General features: G+C 66.7%; 17 protein-coding genes. 10 read left to right on the top strand and 7 right to left on the bottom strand.

From position 1 onward, the window contains the following. Positions 1-12: 12 nt before the first annotated feature. Together ACLMAL_RS31325 and aspS are read right to left on the bottom strand one after the other, a co-directional pair. Positions 13-978, bottom strand: a complete 966-nt coding sequence (locus tag ACLMAL_RS31325; protein WP_328403147.1) for a DUF389 domain-containing protein — start codon at positions 976-978, stop codon at positions 13-15. Between the two features lie 246 nt (positions 979-1,224). Continuing rightward, positions 1,225-3,042, bottom strand: a complete 1,818-nt coding sequence (gene aspS / locus ACLMAL_RS31330; RefSeq protein ID WP_406239680.1) for an aspartate--tRNA ligase — start codon at positions 3,040-3,042, stop codon at positions 1,225-1,227. A 160-nt stretch (positions 3,043-3,202) separates the two neighbouring features. On the opposite strand from aspS, the gene ACLMAL_RS31335 reads away from it, so the two are divergent. From ACLMAL_RS31335 to ACLMAL_RS31350, 4 genes are all read left to right on the top strand, one after another. Continuing rightward, positions 3,203-4,126 (top strand): neutral zinc metallopeptidase, encoded by a 924-nt coding sequence (locus tag ACLMAL_RS31335; protein ID WP_412002352.1) that lies wholly within the window; start codon positions 3,203-3,205, stop codon positions 4,124-4,126. Positions 4,127-4,266: 140 nt separating this feature from the next. Beyond that, on the top strand, positions 4,267-4,782 hold the full coding sequence (locus ACLMAL_RS31340) for a hypothetical protein (RefSeq protein ID WP_412002353.1): 516 nt from the start codon (positions 4,267-4,269) through the stop codon (positions 4,780-4,782). Between the two features lie 109 nt (positions 4,783-4,891). After that, positions 4,892-5,020, top strand: a complete 129-nt coding sequence (locus ACLMAL_RS31345) for a hypothetical protein (protein WP_412002354.1) — start codon at positions 4,892-4,894, stop codon at positions 5,018-5,020. Further along, positions 5,017-5,337, top strand: coding sequence for a hypothetical protein (locus ACLMAL_RS31350; protein WP_412002355.1), 321 nt, complete (start codon positions 5,017-5,019; stop codon positions 5,335-5,337). The genes ACLMAL_RS31345 and ACLMAL_RS31350 overlap by 4 nt, the downstream gene beginning before the upstream one ends. Positions 5,338-5,429: 92 nt before the next feature. Here ACLMAL_RS31350 and ACLMAL_RS31355 read toward each other — a convergent pair whose 3' ends face one another. Both ACLMAL_RS31355 and ACLMAL_RS31360 read right to left on the bottom strand, forming a co-directional pair. Next, a complete protein-coding gene (locus ACLMAL_RS31355) occupies positions 5,430-7,091 on the bottom strand; it encodes a hypothetical protein (protein ID WP_412002356.1) in 1,662 nt (553 codons plus the stop codon). Then, positions 7,088-7,402 carry a type VII secretion target gene (locus ACLMAL_RS31360; RefSeq protein ID WP_412002357.1) on the bottom strand — a complete coding sequence of 105 codons (315 nt, stop codon included), beginning with the start codon at positions 7,400-7,402 and terminating at the stop codon, positions 7,088-7,090. The genes ACLMAL_RS31355 and ACLMAL_RS31360 overlap by 4 nt, the downstream gene beginning before the upstream one ends. A gap of 234 nt (positions 7,403-7,636) precedes the next feature. Between ACLMAL_RS31360 and ACLMAL_RS31365 the strand changes: the two genes are divergently transcribed. The 4 genes from ACLMAL_RS31365 to ACLMAL_RS31380 all read left to right on the top strand — a co-directional run bounded on the left by ACLMAL_RS31365 (position 7,637) and on the right by ACLMAL_RS31380 (position 12,863). Beyond that, positions 7,637-8,641 carry an NAD-dependent epimerase/dehydratase family protein gene (locus tag ACLMAL_RS31365; RefSeq protein ID WP_412002358.1) on the top strand — a complete coding sequence of 335 codons (1,005 nt, stop codon included), beginning with the start codon at positions 7,637-7,639 and terminating at the stop codon, positions 8,639-8,641. A gap of 45 nt (positions 8,642-8,686) precedes the next feature. Next, positions 8,687-9,703 (top strand): Rv2578c family radical SAM protein, encoded by a 1,017-nt coding sequence (locus ACLMAL_RS31370; protein WP_412002359.1) that lies wholly within the window; start codon positions 8,687-8,689, stop codon positions 9,701-9,703. 143 nt (positions 9,704-9,846) lie between these two features. Continuing rightward, positions 9,847-11,784: a 2-oxoacid:acceptor oxidoreductase subunit alpha gene (locus ACLMAL_RS31375; protein WP_412002360.1), complete on the top strand. Its 1,938-nt coding sequence runs from the start codon at positions 9,847-9,849 to the stop codon at positions 11,782-11,784. Further along, entirely contained in the window at positions 11,781-12,863 is a 1,083-nt protein-coding gene (locus ACLMAL_RS31380) for a 2-oxoacid:ferredoxin oxidoreductase subunit beta (protein WP_412002361.1), read from the top strand. Before ACLMAL_RS31375 ends, ACLMAL_RS31380 begins: the two co-directional genes overlap by 4 nt. A 19-nt stretch (positions 12,864-12,882) precedes the next feature. Here ACLMAL_RS31380 and ACLMAL_RS31385 read toward each other — a convergent pair whose 3' ends face one another. The 3 genes from ACLMAL_RS31385 to hisS form a co-directional block, all read right to left on the bottom strand. Continuing rightward, positions 12,883-13,881, bottom strand: a complete 999-nt coding sequence (locus ACLMAL_RS31385) for a malate dehydrogenase (protein ID WP_406231116.1) — start codon at positions 13,879-13,881, stop codon at positions 12,883-12,885. Between the two features lie 189 nt (positions 13,882-14,070). Then, a complete protein-coding gene (locus ACLMAL_RS31390) occupies positions 14,071-14,727 on the bottom strand; it encodes a hypothetical protein (protein WP_328403167.1) in 657 nt (218 codons plus the stop codon). A gap of 42 nt (positions 14,728-14,769) precedes the next feature. Continuing rightward, on the bottom strand, positions 14,770-16,047 hold the full coding sequence (gene hisS, locus ACLMAL_RS31395) for a histidine--tRNA ligase (RefSeq protein ID WP_412002362.1): 1,278 nt from the start codon (positions 16,045-16,047) through the stop codon (positions 14,770-14,772). Between the two features lie 355 nt (positions 16,048-16,402). Here hisS and ACLMAL_RS31400 point away from each other — a divergent pair, with 355 nt between their 5' ends. Together ACLMAL_RS31400 and ACLMAL_RS31405 are read left to right on the top strand one after the other, a co-directional pair. Further along, on the top strand, positions 16,403-17,290 hold the full coding sequence (locus ACLMAL_RS31400; RefSeq protein ID WP_328403171.1) for a peptidylprolyl isomerase: 888 nt from the start codon (positions 16,403-16,405) through the stop codon (positions 17,288-17,290). Between the two features lie 397 nt (positions 17,291-17,687). Beyond that, positions 17,688-18,242, top strand: coding sequence for a hypothetical protein (locus ACLMAL_RS31405; protein ID WP_328403173.1), 555 nt, complete (start codon positions 17,688-17,690; stop codon positions 18,240-18,242). Positions 18,243-18,393 lie beyond the last annotated feature (151 nt).

The following is an 18,393-nucleotide window of genomic DNA, read 5'->3' on the forward strand; positions in this document are numbered from 1 at the left end:
AGCGTGCGGTCGCTAGCCGACCAGCGACCGCATTCCGACCCACTGCTTGAAGCGCGATATTGGTCCGCCCTCGCTGCCTGCGCGAGGGCGCATCTCCAGCACGATCACCCCGGCCACCACGATGCCCGCCAGATTCACCGCCAGCTGGCCGGCCGACATGAACGCGATGCGCCATTCCCCCATGGTGGCCGCGACCACGGCGAATCCGGCCGCAGGCACCGTCGTCACCGAAATGAACACCCCGATAAGAGCGGCCGATTTCGCGGTGACCAACGAAAGCATCCCCGCCCCACCGGCGAGCAGCGCGACGACGAGCGAAAACGGACCGACCTCGTAGATGAAGTCGACGTTCTTGATGTCCTCGATGCCTGCGAGGTCGATCCAGCCGAACTGCTCCCAGGCCAGCGTCGCCGCCAGAGTGAACAGCATTGCCACCGGGAACCCGATCGCCAGCGCGAGCGCCGAACGGCGCGCGAGCCGAAAATCACGACGCACCAACCCCACTGCGAACGCCGCCAGCGGCCCGAACTCCGGGCCGACGACCATCGCACCGACGATCGTCACCGGCGAGTCCGTCGCCACACCAACGGCTGCGAGCAGACAGGCGATGGTGAGGAAGGCGACGAAGGTGGAGTTTAGCGACGACTCCTCATGCACCTGGTTGAGCAGCTCCTCCCACACCACCGCATCGGTCGGATCGCCCGGCGCCTCCGTGATCGCGCGCTCCCCGGCATCGGAGAGCACGGTCTCCACTGGTCCGAGAGTGATGCCGCCGGAATGGGTGATGCCGAGCGAGGTGAGGTCGGCCAGCACATCGTTGGCCGCCTCACGCGCGACATCGGCCTGCACCAGATCCCCCGCAGGCTCGACGGCGATACCCCGCGCCAGCGTCACATGCGTAACGCCCGGATCCGCGGCCAGCACCGACATCACCTTGTCGGTCACATCGGGTGGGCTGATCATACGCAAGTGCAGCAATGGATCCCCTTGTGGTCAGCGTCGATCGAACGACATCGAAAACTGACCAGAAGGTACCGCCTGTGCCGTCGAGCCCGCCATTCCCCGATACGGTCCGCAACCCCCCACGTCGGCGATGCCGTTCAGGGGTTGGTTTCGGTCCGACCACTGCGGGCACTTCCCGGCAGATCCGGCAATCCTGCCTTCTCGACGCGAGAAGTACCCGCTGAGTCCGTGACGGGCACCAGCTGAAGGGCAGTAGGCGGACTACTCCGCGGTGCGCTCGCCCGTGGCATCGTCGCCCTTCGCCTCCGGGGCCTTCTTCTTCTCCGGTTTGAAGTCGAGCCCGGCTTCCTTGCGCTGCTGCGGGGTGATCGGCGCGGGCGCGTCGGTCAGCGGGTCGACGCCGCCGCCGGTCTTCGGGAAGGCGATCACCTCGCGGATCGAGTCGAGCCCGGCGAGCAGCGCAGTGATGCGGTCCCAGCCGAAGGCGATACCGCCGTGCGGGGGCGCGCCGAAAGCGAAGGCATCCAACAAGAATCCGAACTTCTCCTGCGCCTCCTCATGGCTGATGCCCATCACCTTGAAGACCCGCTCCTGGACATCCCTGCGGTGAATACGGATGCTGCCGCCGCCGATTTCGTTGCCGTTACAGACGATGTCGTAGGCGTAGGCGAGCGCGGAGCCGGGATCGGTGTCGAAGGTGTCGATAGACTCCGGCTTCGGCGAGGTGAACGCGTGATGCACGGCCGTCCAGGCCGAATAACCCAGCGCCACATCGCCGCTCGCGGTCGCATCGGCCGTCGGCTCGAACATCGGCGCGTCCACGATCCAGACGAAGGCCCACGCGTTCTCGTCGATCAGGCCGACCTTGCGGGCGATCTCCCCGCGAGCCGCACCGAGCAGCGCGCGCTGTGCCTTGGCCGGACCGGCCGCGAAGAACACACAGTCACCAGGCTCTGCGCCGACGTGCTTGGCGAGGCCATCGCGCTCGGACTCGCTGAGGTTCTTGGCGACCGGACCGCCGAGCGTGCCGTCCTCCTGCACTAGCACATACGCCAGGCCCTTCGCGCCGCGTTGCTTGGCCCATTCCTGCCATGCGTCGAGCTGACGCCGCGGCTGGCTCGCACCGCCCGGCATCACGACCGCGCCGACGTACTCGGCCTGGAAGACCCGGAAAGGCGTGTCCTTGAAGTACTCCGCGCACTCGGTGATCTCGACACCGAACCGCAGATCCGGCTTGTCGCTACCGAAGCGACGCATCGCCTCCGCGTAGGTCATGTGTGGAATCGGGAAGGGGATCTCGTAGCCGACCAGCTGCCACAGCGCCGCCAGGATCTCCTCGGCGACCAGGATCACGTCCTCCTGGCGCACGAAGCTCATCTCGAGGTCGAGCTGGGTGAACTCGGGCTGACGATCGGCGCGGAAATCCTCGTCGCGGTAGCAGCGGGCGATCTGGTAGTACCGCTCGATCCCACCGACCATGAGCAGCTGCTTGAACAGCTGCGGGCTCTGCGGCAGTGCGTAGAAGCTGCCGGGCTGCAAACGCGCGGGCACCACGAAGTCGCGAGCGCCTTCGGGCGTCGAGCGGGTCAGCGTCGGGGTCTCCACCTCGATGAACTCGTGGGAAGCCAGCACCGCGCGGGCGGCGGCGTTGACCTTCGACCGCAGGCGAATGGCCTTACCCGGCGTCTCACGACGCAGGTCGAGGTAGCGGTACTTGAGGCGGGCCTCGTCACCAGGCTGCTCATCGAGCTGGAACGGCAGCGGGGCGCTCTCGTTGAGCACCTCGAGCTCGGTGACGTTCACCTCGATGCCGCCGGTCGGCAGCTCCGGGTTCTCGTTACCGTCCGGCCGCAGCTCGACCACGCCGGTGACCCGGACGCAATACTCGGCGCGTAGCCGGTGTGCCTGCGCGGCGGGCTCGCCCTCGCGGAACACCGCCTGCGCCACACCCGACGCATCGCGCAGATCGATGAAGATCACGCCACCATGGTCACGTCGCCGGGCCACCCAACCGGTGAGGGTGACGGTCTGACCGGCGTGCTCGCTTCGCAGCGAACCAGCCAAGTGGGTGCGCAGCACGGGATTCCTTTCGACGAATGTGACACCGGAAAGGCCACCCGGTGCGGTTGCCATCGTAGTGAGACACATTCCCGGAGTGAAAACCGATATCGCCGGACCCGTGCCAAGCTATACCGGCGGGGTATGACCGAGGCATGCGGACGAGCAGAAAGCGACGGCGATGACCTTCAACGAGGGCCTGCAGATCGACCCGAATCGAGCCTCGTCCGGCGGCGGGCCAGGTATGGGCGGCAAGATCGCGTTGGGCGGCGGCGCGGGCGGTTTGATCCTGCTCGTGCTCGGGCTGCTGCTCGGCGGGGACCCTGGTTCGCTGCTCGGTCAGCTGAACGGTACCGAGGAATCGCAGGTGCAACCGGGCACCGCGGGCACGCCGCAGCACTGCAAGACCGGCGCGGACGCCAACAAGTATGTCGACTGCCGCGTGGTGCTCACCGCGCAGAGCCTCGACGCGGTGTGGGCCGCCGAGCTGCCCAAGCAGGCGGGCAACCGCTACATGCAGCCGAAGCTGGTGCTGTTCTCCGGCGCCATCTCGACCGGCTGCGGCAATGCGACGAGCGCGGTCGGACCGTTCTACTGCCCGGCCGACCGGACCGCCTACTTCGATACCAGCTTCTTCCAGGAATTGGTCGACCGCTTCGGCTCCAGCGGCGGTCCACTCGCGCAGGAGTATGTGGTCGCACACGAAATCGGCCACCACATCCAAAACCAGCTCGGCGACATCGGACGCGCCCAGCGCGATCTGCGCGGACCGGAGTCCGGCGCGGTCCGCACCGAGCTGCAGGCCGACTGCTATGCGGGCATCTGGGCGCATTTCGCCGACAAGCTGCCTGCACCTGGCGGTGGCCAGCCGTTCCTGAAGCCACTGTCCGACAATGACATTCGCGACGCGCTCTCTGCCGCGTCCGCGGTCGGCGATGACCGCATACAGCGTGCGGCGCAGGGCCGGGTGAACCCGGAAGCCTGGACTCACGGATCCTCCGATCAGCGCCAGAAGTGGTTCCTCACCGGCTACCGCACCGGTGAGGTCAACGCCTGCAACACGTATTCCGCTCCGGACCTGAACAATCCGCCCGGGCTGCGCTGAACGAACCACTCCGACAACAACTCTGCCCGGCGCCGGATGCTCGACACGGCAGCCGGGTGGGGCCGCCGCAATTCGGCACGCTGTAATGATCGATGTCGAATTGCCCGGGGCACACCGAAGATGGGGATTTCATGCGAAAAATGACATCGGCACTGCTGATTCTCGTAGTGGCACTTGCGGGCAGCTGGGGCGTTGCCTCGGCCGAGCCGGCACCGGATGCACCAACGCCCGCGGTGCCCACCGTCGCCCTGCTCACGCTGACGACCATGCCCAGCGGCTGGCAGAGCCGCATCGACCTGCGCCCGGCGCTGGAGGTGTACCCCGACGGCCGCGCGATCAAGACGCCGGACGCCACGGCCGCCGATCGGGTCCCCACTACGCCGCCGCAACGACTGAACGGGACGGTCTCGCCGGTTGTGCTGAACGCGGCGCTTGCCGAGATCAGGGCATTGGCGACGCTGGATCTCGGCATGCCGAGCGCCACCGATCAGGGCACCCAGATCATCGATGTCATGCCGCAGCAGCCGGACCAGGACGTGCACGTGATCATGTATGCCCCGGATCTCACCGACGGCCTGACCAGCGAGCAGAAGGCCGCACGTCAACGTTTCGGCGACCTGTACCGCAAACTCGTGGACTCCTTCGTGCAGGGTTGATCGCGGTACACGAGGCTACCGGCCTCCCCAATTCTCGCGGCCGCGACCGGTAGCGTTCCGATGGCAAACGGTGTTCCACCCATGCCCGAGGAAGGAACCTGGCCCGATCATGATTGCCCAGCTCAGGCCTACCGTCGGCACCACCGTCCTCACGGCGATGGGAGCCGCATTGATTCTGGCCGGTGGTCCCGCGCTCGCCGCCGCTCCCTCGGTCACCATCGACACAGAACGTCCGTGAAAAAGCACGGCCATATCACCAATGTCGAAGTAGAAATCACCTACAGCTGCGATGCCAACGGCACCCACGGTGCCTCTCGTGATCAGGGTGGAGAAGGAACCCGCCACAACAACACCGATTCGGCCAGTGGCCGAGCGATCGGCATACCGATCTGCGACGGCAAGAGCCATACCAGCTCGGCCACGGTCGCCTCTGCTGCCGATTCGATTGCAAGTTTCCAGCCGGGCGACAGCGTGCGGGTGATCGTCGAATTCCTCGACGACGCGGGCAAACTGCTACATAACAGCACGCAGTCCGAGCAACTCACCCTCACCTAGGTTTTGGCCGACCACCCAGCTCGTCGATAACTGTGCCTACCTCCCGCGGCCGGGAGGTAGGCACTATCGCGAGATGCCGTACCGGCGCCGGCTCAGAACTGGTCCTGCTCGTAGTCGGAGCTGACCATCTCGTCCGAATGCGTCGCACCGATGACGTCCGGCGTGGACTCACCGAGCGGCCCCGTGAGGTCGTCGTTGCCGGTGCGGCTCTGGTACGGGTCCACGTTGCGCGAGTGTTCGTCGTTGTCACTGCCGCGCTGCCCTGCCGCGGCGGGAGCGCCACCGCCCATGAAGTTGGAGTTGCCTGCTCCGGCCGGGGTGGTGCTCGAGCCGGAACCGAGCGACGAACCCGGCATACCCGCGACCGGCCGCAGCGCGGGCGGCACCGTGGCGCCGGGCAATCCACCCGCCTTCGGCGTCGAAGGTGAGCTCGGGCTGCTCGGCGAGCCGGAACGGCTCGGGCTGCCGGAGCGGCTCGGCGAACCGATCGCGCCGCTCGGCGAGCCCGTTCCGCCCGGCGAACTCGGATTCGCCGAGGCCGGATTCGTCGAGGCGCCGAGACCTGAGCCACCCGTGTCGAGCGCGCTGGCCGCTTTGGTCCCGGTGTCCTGCGCGACTTCCTGGGCCTGAGCCATGATCGGCTCACCGATGTTCTGCATCACCGCTTGCGCCACTTCTTGCGGCTGCGGCAACCCACCCGGTGCGATCAGCTGGTTCACCAGGCCGGTCAGCTCGGCCGTCTTGCCGGCCAGGTCGCCGCGGGTCGCATTGGCAACGCCTACCGCTTGCCCGAGATGCTCGGTGGCAGTGGCGATCAGCGAAGCCTGCGCGGGCGGGGTCAGGATCAGCGGCGCGAGCGCGGCGGCCTGGGTGGCGAACGAGGTCGCGATCCCGGTCAGCTGCACGTTGCCCTGCTGCACCACTGCGGCGGCCTTCGTGGTCAGATCGGAGATGTCGAAGCCGCGCTGGCTGGTGTCCTGCCCCTCGGTGTTCGCCTTCTGTCCCGCGACCTGCGCATTGCGCGCGGCCTGCCCTTGCCACAGCTGGTCGACGGTCGCCATGCTGCCCTTGCCTACCTGCATCGCCGATTCGATGACCTTGGAGGACTCGGCCAGAATCTTGGTCGGGTCGATGGCGCCGAGGATGCCGGTGCCGAAACTGCCGAGCAGATCCAGGATCGGTTTGAACAGCATGTCGACGCCGGGCAGTGCGGGCAAGGACAATCCGCTCATCAACGCCGCGACCGGATCGGCGGGCAGTGCAGGCAGTGCGGATATATCCGGCACTGCCGCGGCAGCCGGAGTTGCAGCAGCCGCCGCACCAGCGCCACCACCGAGCGCGCCATGGGCCTGACCGAGCACGCCCTGCGCCGCGCCGAGGACGGGAGCCGCTGCGTGACCGATCGCCGCGTTGGCGCTGTCGAGCTTGCTCGACACGTCCGACGGAATGCCGGCGAGGATGTCGTTCGGGTCGGATGCCGGATTGCCGGACAGGCCCGGCATCCCGGCCGGGGCGGCGCCGAAGGTCTGCGAGTCTTCGCTGATCTTGCGCGCCAGATAGAACTCGGGCGCCTCGATCGGCGGCATGTCGGCGGGCAACTGCCCCAACGGCACGTCGATCAGCCCCTGCGACGGTGCGCTCTGCGCGGCGTTGATCGCCGACTGCTGTGCTGCGCCCGCGGCGTGATCGACCGCGCTCGCGGTCTGGTCGGCGGGTGCGATGACACCCGAATTCGCCGTGTCCAGCGGCTTCATACCGCGCCTCCGATCTGGTTGCCGAGCGACGCCATCGAGCCTGCGTTGCCGAGATCGGTGCTGTTGATGGTGGCAACCGTGCTGAAGGTGGCCTCCGACAACTTGGCGTACTTCCCCGAGAGATCATTGATATCCCTGGCCTGCAACACCTGCGCGGCGGCGAACGCCACCAGATAGTCGGCGCCGATCAATCCGAAGACCGGCGTCATCGCGACGACATTGCCGACCGCGTCTAAATTGCCCGCCCCCGCGATCTCACCGGCGATCCCGGCATTCGTCGCGGCGAATGCCGCAACCCCTTCTGTATCCATCGAGAAATCACTCATCGAGCTGCCCCCCAATCATCGTGAACATCAGTTTCGTGCACTTGGCTCGGTCGTACGCCAACTCCCTGCCCGAGCGACAACGCCGCCGCGGATGGGCCCAATATAGCGGACCCTACCGGCAAGTTTCGAGCCCAACAGGCCCCCGGAAACGAACCGATCGCCGCCGGGAAGGAACTGGAACGTGTTGCAAATTAGAACAAGTTCTATATTCTCGGTGCCATGAAGGTCGCAGTGACCGGCGCAGCCGGCTACCTTGGCACGAACCTGCTCAGCCTGCTCGTCGGGCGCGGGCACGAAGTCGTCGCCATCGACCGCGTGGTCCCCGAGGGCCCCGCGGATCCCCGCGTCACCTGGATGTCGGGCAACGTGCTGGATCCGGAGTCGATGCACACCGTGCTCGCAGGTGCGGAGATCGTGTACCACCTGGTCGCCGTGATCACCCTGGCCGAGAAGAACGACCTGGCATGGAAGGTGAACACCGAGGGTGTCCGCGTGGTCGCCGAGGCCGCGCTCGACCTCGGCGTGCGCCGGATGGTGCATGCCAGCTCCATCCACGCCTTCAACCAGTACAGCTGCGGCGGCCGCATCGACGAGGGCTCACCGCGCTCCACCGCGGACAGCCTGCCTGTCTACGACCGCTCCAAATGGGCGGGCGAGGTCGAACTGCGCAAGGTGATCGACAAGGGCCTCGACGCGGTGATCTGCAATCCCACCGGCGTGTTCGGCCCGGTAGACCACAGCACCCCGCTCTCGCGCATCAATCGCACCCTCAAGGACGCCGCGCGCGGCCGGGTGCCCGCGATGATCGGCGGCAGCTTCGACCTCGTCGACGTACGGGACGTGGCACAGGGCCTGATCCTGGCCTCGGAGCGCGGGCGCACCGGCGAGAACTACCTGCTCGGCGGGTCGATGATCTCGATGCTCGACCTGTGTCGCCTCGCGGCAGGCCACGGCGGCAAAAAGGGCCCGAAATTCACTATCTCGCCCCGCCTCGTCGGCGGCCTCATTCCGGTGCTGGAGCCGATCGGCAAGATGCTCGGCACCGACATTATGTCGCGCGCCGCACTCGGCGCACTGCTCTCGGCGCCCGTCGTCGACCACGACAAAGCGACGCGGGAAATCGACTACCAACCGCGCCCCATCGACGAAACCGTGCGCGATCTGGTGACCTTCTTCGCCGCTCCGGCCCAGCTGACGCCGCCCGACACCAGGCAGATCGCTTGACCCTCGCCGCTTGACAGGCATTAGAACGCATGTTCGACTGAGGGGGTGCGGTGGCAAAGCCAAACCCTGGACGCCGACGACGGCGCCTTGCCCGGTCTGGACCGGGCCGGCTTCGTGCGCACCGTGCAAACACCGGAATTCGACGGCATCACCTTTCACGAGGTGCTGTGCAAAAGCGCACTGAACAAGATGCCAGAGGGTGCGAACCTGCCGTTCCATTGGACGATCAATCCGATGCGCGGCTGCTCGCACGCCTGCCGCTATTGCTTCGCACGCGGCACGCACGAGTATCTGGAGCTGGACGCGGGCCGCGATTTCGATTCGCAGATCGTGGTGAAGACCAATATCGCCGCGGTGCTGCGCAAGGAACTCGGTAGACGGTCCTGGCATCAGGAACCGGTCGCGCTCGGCACCAATACCGATCCTTATCAACGCGCCGAGGGCCGATATCGATTGATGCCGGGAATCATTCGCGCACTCACCGATTCCGGCACGCCGTTCTCCATTCTGACCAAGGGCACCCTGCTGCGCCGCGATCTGCCGCTGCTGACACTGGCGGCGCGCCAGGTTCGGGTGAGTGTGGCGGTGTCTGTCGCGATCCTCGACCTCGATCTGCACCGCAGTCTCGAGACGGGCACGCCGTCACCGACGGCGCGCCTGGACCTGGTGCGTGCACTGGCCGACGCCGGATTCGACGTGAATGTCATGGTGGCGCCGGTGATTCCGTACCTCACCGACAGCAGAGCCCACCTCGACGAGTTGTTCGGCGAGATCGCCGCAGCGGGAGCCGCTTCGGCCATCGCGTTCCCGATGCACCTGCGCGGCAGCACCCGCGGCTGGTTCCTCGGCTGGCTGGCCGAAGCCCACCCAGCGCTGCTGCGCCGATACCGGCAGCTGTACGGCCGCGGCGCCTACGTCACGCCCGAGTACTCGACCTGGCTGCGCGAACGCACCCGGCCGCTGCTGCAACAGCACGGCCTGACCCGCGAACAACCTCCGCAACCGCAGGCGCCGCCACAGTGCCCGCCCACGACCGACGAACAACTGTCGCTGTTCGCCTGAGCGCCATTTCCCCTCGAGCACCTGGTCACCATGGTTGCACCGAACAATTCTCATCGGACCGCGCGCTTCACGTTCAATCGCCTGCGCGGCGGAGTAGGTTGGCCATTGGCACCCTCTCACCGACGAGGAAGTGAAGCAGGCATATGGTTTCGCACCAAAATGATGTCGGCACAGCGAAATTGGAAAAGGTCGTAATTCGGTTCGCCGGGGACTCCGGGGACGGAATGCAGCTCACGGGTGACCGTTTCACGCACGAAGCGGCCGCATTCGGCAACGACCTCGCCACCCAGCCCAACTTTCCCGCGGAAATTCGCGCGCCACAGGGCACGCTACCGGGCGTTTCGTCCTTCCAGATCCAGATCGCCGACTACGACATCCTCACCGCGGGCGACCAGCCCGACGTGCTGGTGGCGATGAACCCGGCGGCCCTGAAGGCCAATGTAGAGGACCTGCCGCGCGGCGCCACCGTCATTGTGAACACCGACGAGTTCACCAAACGCACCCTGGCCAAGGTCGGCTATGCAACCGACCCCCTCGATGACGACTCCCTGTCGGATTTCGTGGTGCACCGGGTTCCGATGACCTCGCTGACCCTGGGCGCCACCGAGCCCACCGGCGTCGGCAAGAAAGACGGCCAGCGCGCGAAGAACATGTTCGCGCTCGGGCTGATCTCATGGATGTACGGCCGCCCGATCGACGGCACCGAGCAGTTCGTCCAGGAGAAGTTCGCCGCCACACCCGATATCGCCGAGGCGAACCTGCTCGCACTGCGCGCTGGCTGGAACTACGGCGAGACCACCGAGGCCTTCGCCACCACCTACGAGGTCGCCCCCGCGGCGCTGCCGCCGGGCACCTATCGGCAGATCACCGGCAACACCGCACTCGCGTACGGACTGGTGACCGCCGGACAGCTGGCCGGCCTGCCCGTCTTCCTCGGCACCTACCCGATCACGCCCGCCTCGGACATCCTGCACGAGCTGAGCAAACACAAGAACTTCGACGTCACCACCTTCCAGGCCGAGGACGAGATCGCCGGTATCGGTGCCGCGCTCGGTGCCGCGCTCGGCGGCGCGCTCGGGGTCACCAGCACCTCGGGCCCTGGATTGGCGCTCAAGAGCGAAACCATCGGACTCGCAGTGATGACGGAACTGCCGCTGGTGGTCATCGATGTGCAACGCGGCGGCCCGTCCACCGGGCTGCCGACCAAGACCGAACAGGCCGACCTCCTGCAGGCGCTCTACGGCCGCAATGGTGAATCCCCCGTCGCGGTGCTCGCGCCCCGCTCCCCCGCCGACTGTTTCGCGACCGCCGTAGAAGCCGCACGGATCGCGCTCACCTACCGCACCCCGGTGCTGCTGCTCTCCGACGGCGCCATCGCCAATGGCTCCGAACCGTGGTCGATTCCGAACGTGTCCGAGCTGCCGCCGATCGATCCGGCGTTCGAACCGGATGCGGACGAGGAGGGTGGCTTCCAGCCTTACGCCCGCGACCCCGACACCCTCGCTCGCCCGCTTGCCGTACCGGGCACCAAGGGTCGCGCTCACCGAATCGGCGGACTCGAAAAGGCCGACGGCAGCGGCAATATCTCCTACGAGCCGGCCAACCACGAGCTGATGGTGCGCCTGCGCCAGGCCAAGATCGATGCGATCGCCGTTCCTGATGTCGAGGTCGACGATCCCGACGAGCGCGCCGAACTGCTGCTGCTCGGATGGGGCAGTTCGTTCGGGCCGATCGGTGAGGCGTGTCGCCGGGCCCGCCGTCGCGGCGTCCCGGTCGCACAGGCGCACCTGCGCCATCTGAATCCGTTGCCCGCCAACCTCGGTGCCGTGCTACGCCGCTATCGCACCGTCGTCACGCCGGAGATGAACGGCGGCCAGCTGGCGATGCTGCTGCGCGCGAAATATCTGGTGGACGTGCAGCCCTGGACCAAGATCGCGGGCACCGCGTTCTCCGCCCAGGAGCTCGTCGGGGTGATCGATGCCGCGCTGGACGGCTCGATCGAGGAGATGGAAAACGACAAGGCCTTCGCCGCGCGAGCGGGGGCCACCTACCGCGCCACTAGCATCGGGGGCAACGAATGACCATCCTGGAAACCTCGCTTGTCGGAACAGATCTGGGCCTGACCGGGCGGTCCGGCGTGCCGGCCGCCGAAGGTCCGCAGAAGGTGAAGGAATTCACCTCCGATCAGGAGGTCCGCTGGTGCCCCGGCTGCGGCGACTATGTGATCCTGGCGACCGTGCGCAGTTTCCTGGCCGAACTCGGGTTACGCAGGGAGAACCTGATGTTCGTTTCTGGGATCGGCTGCTCCAGTCGCTTCCCGTACTACCTGGAGGCCTACGGCATCCACTCCATCCACGGCCGCGCACCCGCCATCGCCACCGGTCTCGCGGTGACACGCCCTGATCTCTCGGTGTGGGTGGTCACCGGTGACGGCGACGCGCTGTCCATCGGCGGCAACCACCTCATCCACGCGCTGCGGCGCAACGTGAACATGACGATCCTGCTGTTCAACAATCGGATATACGGCCTCACCAAGGGCCAGTACTCGCCGACCTCGGAACCGGGCAAGATCACCAAATCCACCCCCATGGGGTCGGTGGACCACCCGTTCAACACACTGTCGGTCGCGCTCGGTGCCGAGGCCGGATTCGCCGCGCGCGCATTGGATTCCGACCGCCCCGGCCTGACCGAGGTATTGCGTGCCGCCGCCGATCATCGCGGCACCTCGTTCGTCGAAATCCTACAGGACTGCCCCATTTTCAACGATGGTTCCTTCGATGTGCTGCGCCGCGGCGACGCCGAATCCCGGCTGATCCCGCTCCGGCACGGCGAGCCGATCCGCTTCGGCGCCGATGGCGAATTCGCGGTGGTGCGCAACGGTTTCGCGCTCGAAGTGGCCCGCACCGACGCCGTCGCGGCGTCCGACATCGTCGTGCACGATGCCTACACCGACAACCCCGAATACGCCTACGCCCTCTCCCGCCTCTCCGACCAGGACCTCGGCCACGTGGTCACCGGCATCTTCCGCGCCGTCACCCGTCCCACCTACGACGACGGCGTCCGCGCCCAGGCCGCGATGGCCCGCGAACGTAAACCGGTAGATCAGGATTCGCTGCAATCGCTACTCAACGGCTCCGAAACTTGGACCATCGGCGAGTAGCGGACCAGCTCGGCAAGCGTCAGGCGCGCTTGGCAAAGCCGAGGTCGATGACCGCGTCGCGTTCCTGCTCGAGCTCGGCGACACTGGCGTCGATACGGGCGCGGGAGAAATCGTCGAGTTCCAGGCGTGGCACGATGGTGTACTCGCCGTCGGCACAGGTGACCGGGAACGAGCTGATGATGCCCTCGGGCACACCGTAGGAGCCATCGGACGGGACCGCCATGGACGTCCATTCGCCGTCCGGGGTACCCAGCACCCAGTCGTGGATGTGGTCGATGGCGGCGCTGGCCGCACTGGCTGCCGACGAAGCGCCGCGGGCCTGGATGATCGCCGTGCCGCGCTGCTGCACGGTGGGGATGAACTCCTCACGCAACCAGGCCGCATCGTCGATGAGGTCAAGGGCGCGCCGACCACCGACGGTAGCGTGGGTGATGTCGGGGTACTGCGTGGCCGAGTGATTGCCCCAGATCGCGACGCGGGCGATGTCGGATCCTGACGCGCCGGTCTTCTTGGCCAACTGCGCGATCGCCCGATTGTGGTCGAGGCGAGTCATCGCCGTGAAGCGCTCGGCGGGCACGTCGGGGGCGTTGCTCATCGCGATGAACGCGTTGGTGTTGGCGGGATTGCCGACCACGAGCACCTTCACATCGTCGGCGGCGCTGGCATTGATCGCCGCACCCTGATCGGTGAAGATCGGCCCGTTGGCGTTCAGCAGATCAGAGCGCTCCATCCCCGCCGTCCGTGGCCGCGCACCGACCAACAACGCCACATTCGCGCCCTCGAAACCCACCCACGGGTCGTCGCTGATGTCGATCGATTCCAGCAGCGGAAACGCGCCGTCCTCCAGTTCCATCGCCACGCCTTCCAGCGAAGCGACGGCGGCCGGAATCTCCAGCAATCGCAACCGCACCGGCGTATCCGCCCCGACCATCGCCCCCGACGCGATCCGGAACAGCAGACCATAGGCGATCTGCCCCGCAGCTCCGGTAACAGCGACAGTGACGGGCGCGGTGCTCACGACGAACTCCTTGCGGTAGGCGGACACTCGAACCCCACCCTATCGAGTCTCACCGCTCCCGAGCCCCGGTGGTGAGCTACCAGACAGTTGCCCTACCGAAGCTCTGGGCATCCACGCGTGGTTCACCCTCGGCAATTCTCACCGTGGTCGGGCGAGCGAGGCCCCGGACTTCGCGGGAGCCGGCACAGGTCAGCACAACGCCGCGACCTCGCCGTCGGTCAGCACGATCGGCGACACATAGTCCTTCTCCCGCGCCATCTGCACGGCCCGATACAGCGGCCGCTCCTCGAGCCCCGCGTCGCGCGCCTCGGCGCGGAGCTGGTGGACCAGCATCGACGAAACCGCAACGGCCGCAGCCAATGGGCACGAGGCAAGAGCGTCGGCCAGTTTGCGGAGGCCGATCAGGTGTAGTTCGCGGCCACTGCCCGTGTCGGTGTACATCGCCAGCGGAATGATCTGGGTGTCGGCTCCCGCAGTCACCCGCAGCACGATGCGACTGAGCCGGGCCGGAAAGACGAGAATCTCGACACCGGTCGCGGCCGCGATGTCGACGCGCCGCGCACCGAACAATCGCCGCGCGTGAATCGTGGTCCCGGCCAGCCACATTCGCCGCCGCCGCAACGCCATCGCATACCCGACGGTGGGCGCGCCGACAACAAAGCCGATCAGCACCGCGATCGGCCAGCTCACCAGCAATGCTGCCAACAGTGCGGCGCCGACTCCGACCCCCACCGCGGCGAGTGCGAGTCGCCGCAGCATGGGGGCATACGTCTCCGGCGCGACCAGGTCGAGTCCGACCGGTGAAACAGGCTGAGAATCCCCGGGATTCGACGGTTCTACAGTCACGGCAACACATTCGTACGGGTGGCGGTGTACCCGGGCACCGTACTACTCGGAGCGGGTGAGCGCGGCCACGACGGCGGTAACCGTCTCGTCCAATGGGATCTGACGTTGATCACCGGTCGCCATGTCCTTCATGCCGATCGTCCCTTCGGCCAGGTCGCGGTCGCCGAGAACCAGGGTGAGCTTCGCACCGGACTTGTCGGCCGCCTTCATCGCGCCCTTCACGCCACGCCCGCCGTAGGCCAGATCCACCCGGACACCCGCGGCGCGCAACTGCGCGGACAGCACCACGAGGCGCTGTTTGGCGGCGTCACCCAGCGGCACCCCGAAGACCTCACAGCGCGCCGGATCACCCACCGACTTGCCCTCCGCGGCCAGCGCGAGCACCGTGCGGTCGACCCCGAGACCGAAGCCGATGCCGGACAGCGGTTGACCACCGAGTTCGGCCATCAGGCCGTCGTAGCGACCACCGCCGCCGATGCCGGACTGCGCGCCGAGACCGTCGTGCACGAATTCGAAGGTCGTCTTCGTGTAGTAGTCCAGGCCGCGGACCATGCGCGGATTAACCACGTACGGCACACCGAGCGCGTCGAGGTAGCCGAGCACCTGCTCGAAGTGCGTCTTCGCCGATTCCGACAGGTGATCGATCATCAGCGGTGCGTTCGCGGTGAGCTCCCGCACCTCGGGGCGCTTGTCGTCCAGCACGCGCAGCGGGTTGATCTGCGCCCGCCGTTTGGTCTCCTCGTCGAGCGGGAGCTTCAACAAGAACTCCTGGAGCAGCTCGCGGTACTGCGGGCGGCAGGTCTCGTCGCCGAGCGAGGTGATGTCGAGCCGGAAGCCTGTCAAGCCGAGCTCGCGGAATCCGGCATCGGCGATCGCGATCACCTCGGCGTCCAGCGCCGGATCGTCGACACCGATCGCCTCGACGCCGACCTGCTGTAGCTGCCGGTAGCGGCCCGCCTGCGGCCTCTCGTACCGGAAGAACGGTCCCGCGTAGACCAGTTTCACCGGCAATTGGCCACGATCGAGGCTGTGCTCGATCACCGCGCGCATCACGCCGGCGGTGCCTTCGGGACGCAGCGTCACGCTGCGATCGCTGCGATCGGAGAAGGTGAACATTTCCTTGCTCACCACATCGGTCGACTCGCCGACACCGCGCGCGAACAGTTCGGTGTCTTCGAAGACCGGCAGCTCTACATGCCCGTACCCGGCGAGGCGCGCGGCGCGAATGAGGCCATCGCGCACCGCGACGAACTCGGCCGAGCTGGGTGGCACGTAATCCGGTACCCCCTTCGGGGCGGAGAAGCTGCTGGTCTTGGTCACGATTGTCCAGTTTCCACCACCACCGCCCGTCAAGTCCAACCGGTTAGCCTTGGGCGCCCGCGACATGATCAACTCCGGTCGCTTGCACCGGGCCTTATATTCTCGGCGGGCTTCGTCCGACGTAGCAGAGCTACACACGCTGGGATGGCTCCGCCTTCGGTGAAGACGACGGAACGCTGGACAGCTGCGGCGCACTCTTGCGCACGACACTCCCGTCGCACGCGGTCGCGCCAAAGCGCTTCGTGGCCGCCGGAATGCTGACGGTATGGTGGCCGCATGAACACACGCATGCTGCGAAATCGCCGCATTTCGGGTGTTCTATTCCGGAAGTAACGGATACGGGAGGAACGTGGTAGTGCCGAGCAACGAACAGCGGCGAGCAGCGGCCAAACGCAAGCTGGAACGCCAGCTCGCCAACCGGGCCGATCGGGCGCGCAAGCGCAAGCAACTCGCGATCGCCGGGTCTGTGCTCGGCGTCGTCGTCGCGGTCGCGGCGGTCACCGGCGTCTATTTCCTGACCCGTGGCGACGACAGCGAGAACAACGCCGCCTCCGAGACCAAGGACGCCTCGCTCTCGGCTGCAGCGCCGCCTGCCGCGCAGGCCAAGCCCGCCTCGGTGAACTGCACCTACCGCGACGGCCAGCGGCCCGCGGACAAGCCGGTAAACAAGCCGCGCACCGAGGGCATCCTGACCGACGGCCCCAACGCCAAGTTGAGTGTCAGCATGGAAACCAGCCAGGGCCCCATCGGCCTCACGCTGAACAACGCCGAGTCACCCTGCACCGTGAACAGTTTCGCGAGCCTGGCGAGCCAGGGCTACTTCGACGGGTCCAGCTGCCACCGCATGACCGCGGGCGAGGGCCTGAAGGTGCTGCAGTGCGGTGACCCGACCGGCACCGGAATGGGTGGTCCCGGTTACGAATTCGCCAACGAGTACCCGACCGATCAGTACGCGCCCGGCGATCCGGCCGCAGAATCGCAGCCGGTCGCCTACAAGCGCGGCGTGCTCGCGATGGCCAATGCGGGCCCCGGCCCCGATGGCGGCGGCACCAACGGCAGCCAGTTCTTCATCGTCTATGGCGATTCCGAATTGCCGCCGCAGTACACCATTTTCGGCACTGTCGACCAGGACGGCCTCGCTACGCTGGACAAGATCGCCAAGGGTGGTCAGGACAACGCGAACGGCCCCGGCGACGGCAAGCCGAAGCTTCCCGTGACCATCTCCTCGATGCGCCTCGACTGAGTCATCCGAACCTGCCGCCGGCTCCGGTCCACCGCCCTCGGCGGTGGACCGGAGCCAGCGAGGGTAGGCGACCCTAATCATCCGGTAAGGGTGAGCTAAAACAGAAGATCCTCCGGCGCTTTGCGCTACGTGCCGGAATTGTGCGATATATGCTGTTGAGCGGCACGCCCGTACGGTTGTGTCGAGCTTTCTCGGGTAATCTCGAAACAAGGAGTTCCCGTAGCGTAGTCACACCCCGAAACAGGGTGATCCCCTTGGGGGAATGCCACGCCACGAGCACTCTTGGTGTCCGCGTTTGCAGGCGGGGCAGCGTCCGACGGACTACAGTTCGCGTGGCGGTGTCCGTGACGAAGCACCACAACATCCATAGTGATCACTGCAGCATCGGGGAGCAGCCATGTCCGAGGAACTGGACGACATCGGCCGGGAAACCGCGGCCATGGTAAAGACTATGTTGCAGCTTGCGACCCTGGTCGCGCTGCGGGCCCGTGAACGTGGTCAGAAAGAAGCCGAAGCGCGCGTCAAGGTCACCGAGGCCCGCAACAAGGAAGCCAGAGAGCTTCAGATCCGTGAGGCTCGCGACGCCAAGGCCAAAGATCCGCGCAACCTGGAACTGGCCAGAATGGTCGAGAAAACGGTGCCCGCCAAGGGAATCTCCTTGGAGAAGGACCGATTCGCGGCACAGGCCGAAGCCAGCCGCATGGCCGCCACCGCCTCCGCCGCAGCCAAGCCGCTCGTTCGTTACGACTCCGCCGAACGGCGCACGGCCATCGCGGCCCACCTCGCCAGGATCGGCATCTCACCGGAGTTGGCGGCGGTACGGATGCTCATCGAGGTCGGGCAGGCGCTGCCACCGGAAGAAGCGGTCCGCGTCCGTAATGAAGAGGCTCGAGCGACCGCAGCCAGGGGCCGGGAGCAGGAATCCCGCGGCCTGGAGCGCGTCCGACAGTAAGCCACGAGAAAACGCCCGCACATCCTTGGGTTCATGCGGTCGTCGCAACACTCTCGATGTGAGAGGTTGCGGCGACCGTGTCGTTTTCGGAGGATCTGGCTCGGTTCGGTGATCCGCTGACCCGGCTGGTCGATGCCGGGGTTGCGGTGAA

The organism is Nocardia sp. CWNU-33 (assembly GCF_046764895.1).
Taxonomy (GTDB): domain Bacteria; phylum Actinomycetota; class Actinomycetes; order Mycobacteriales; family Mycobacteriaceae; genus Nocardia.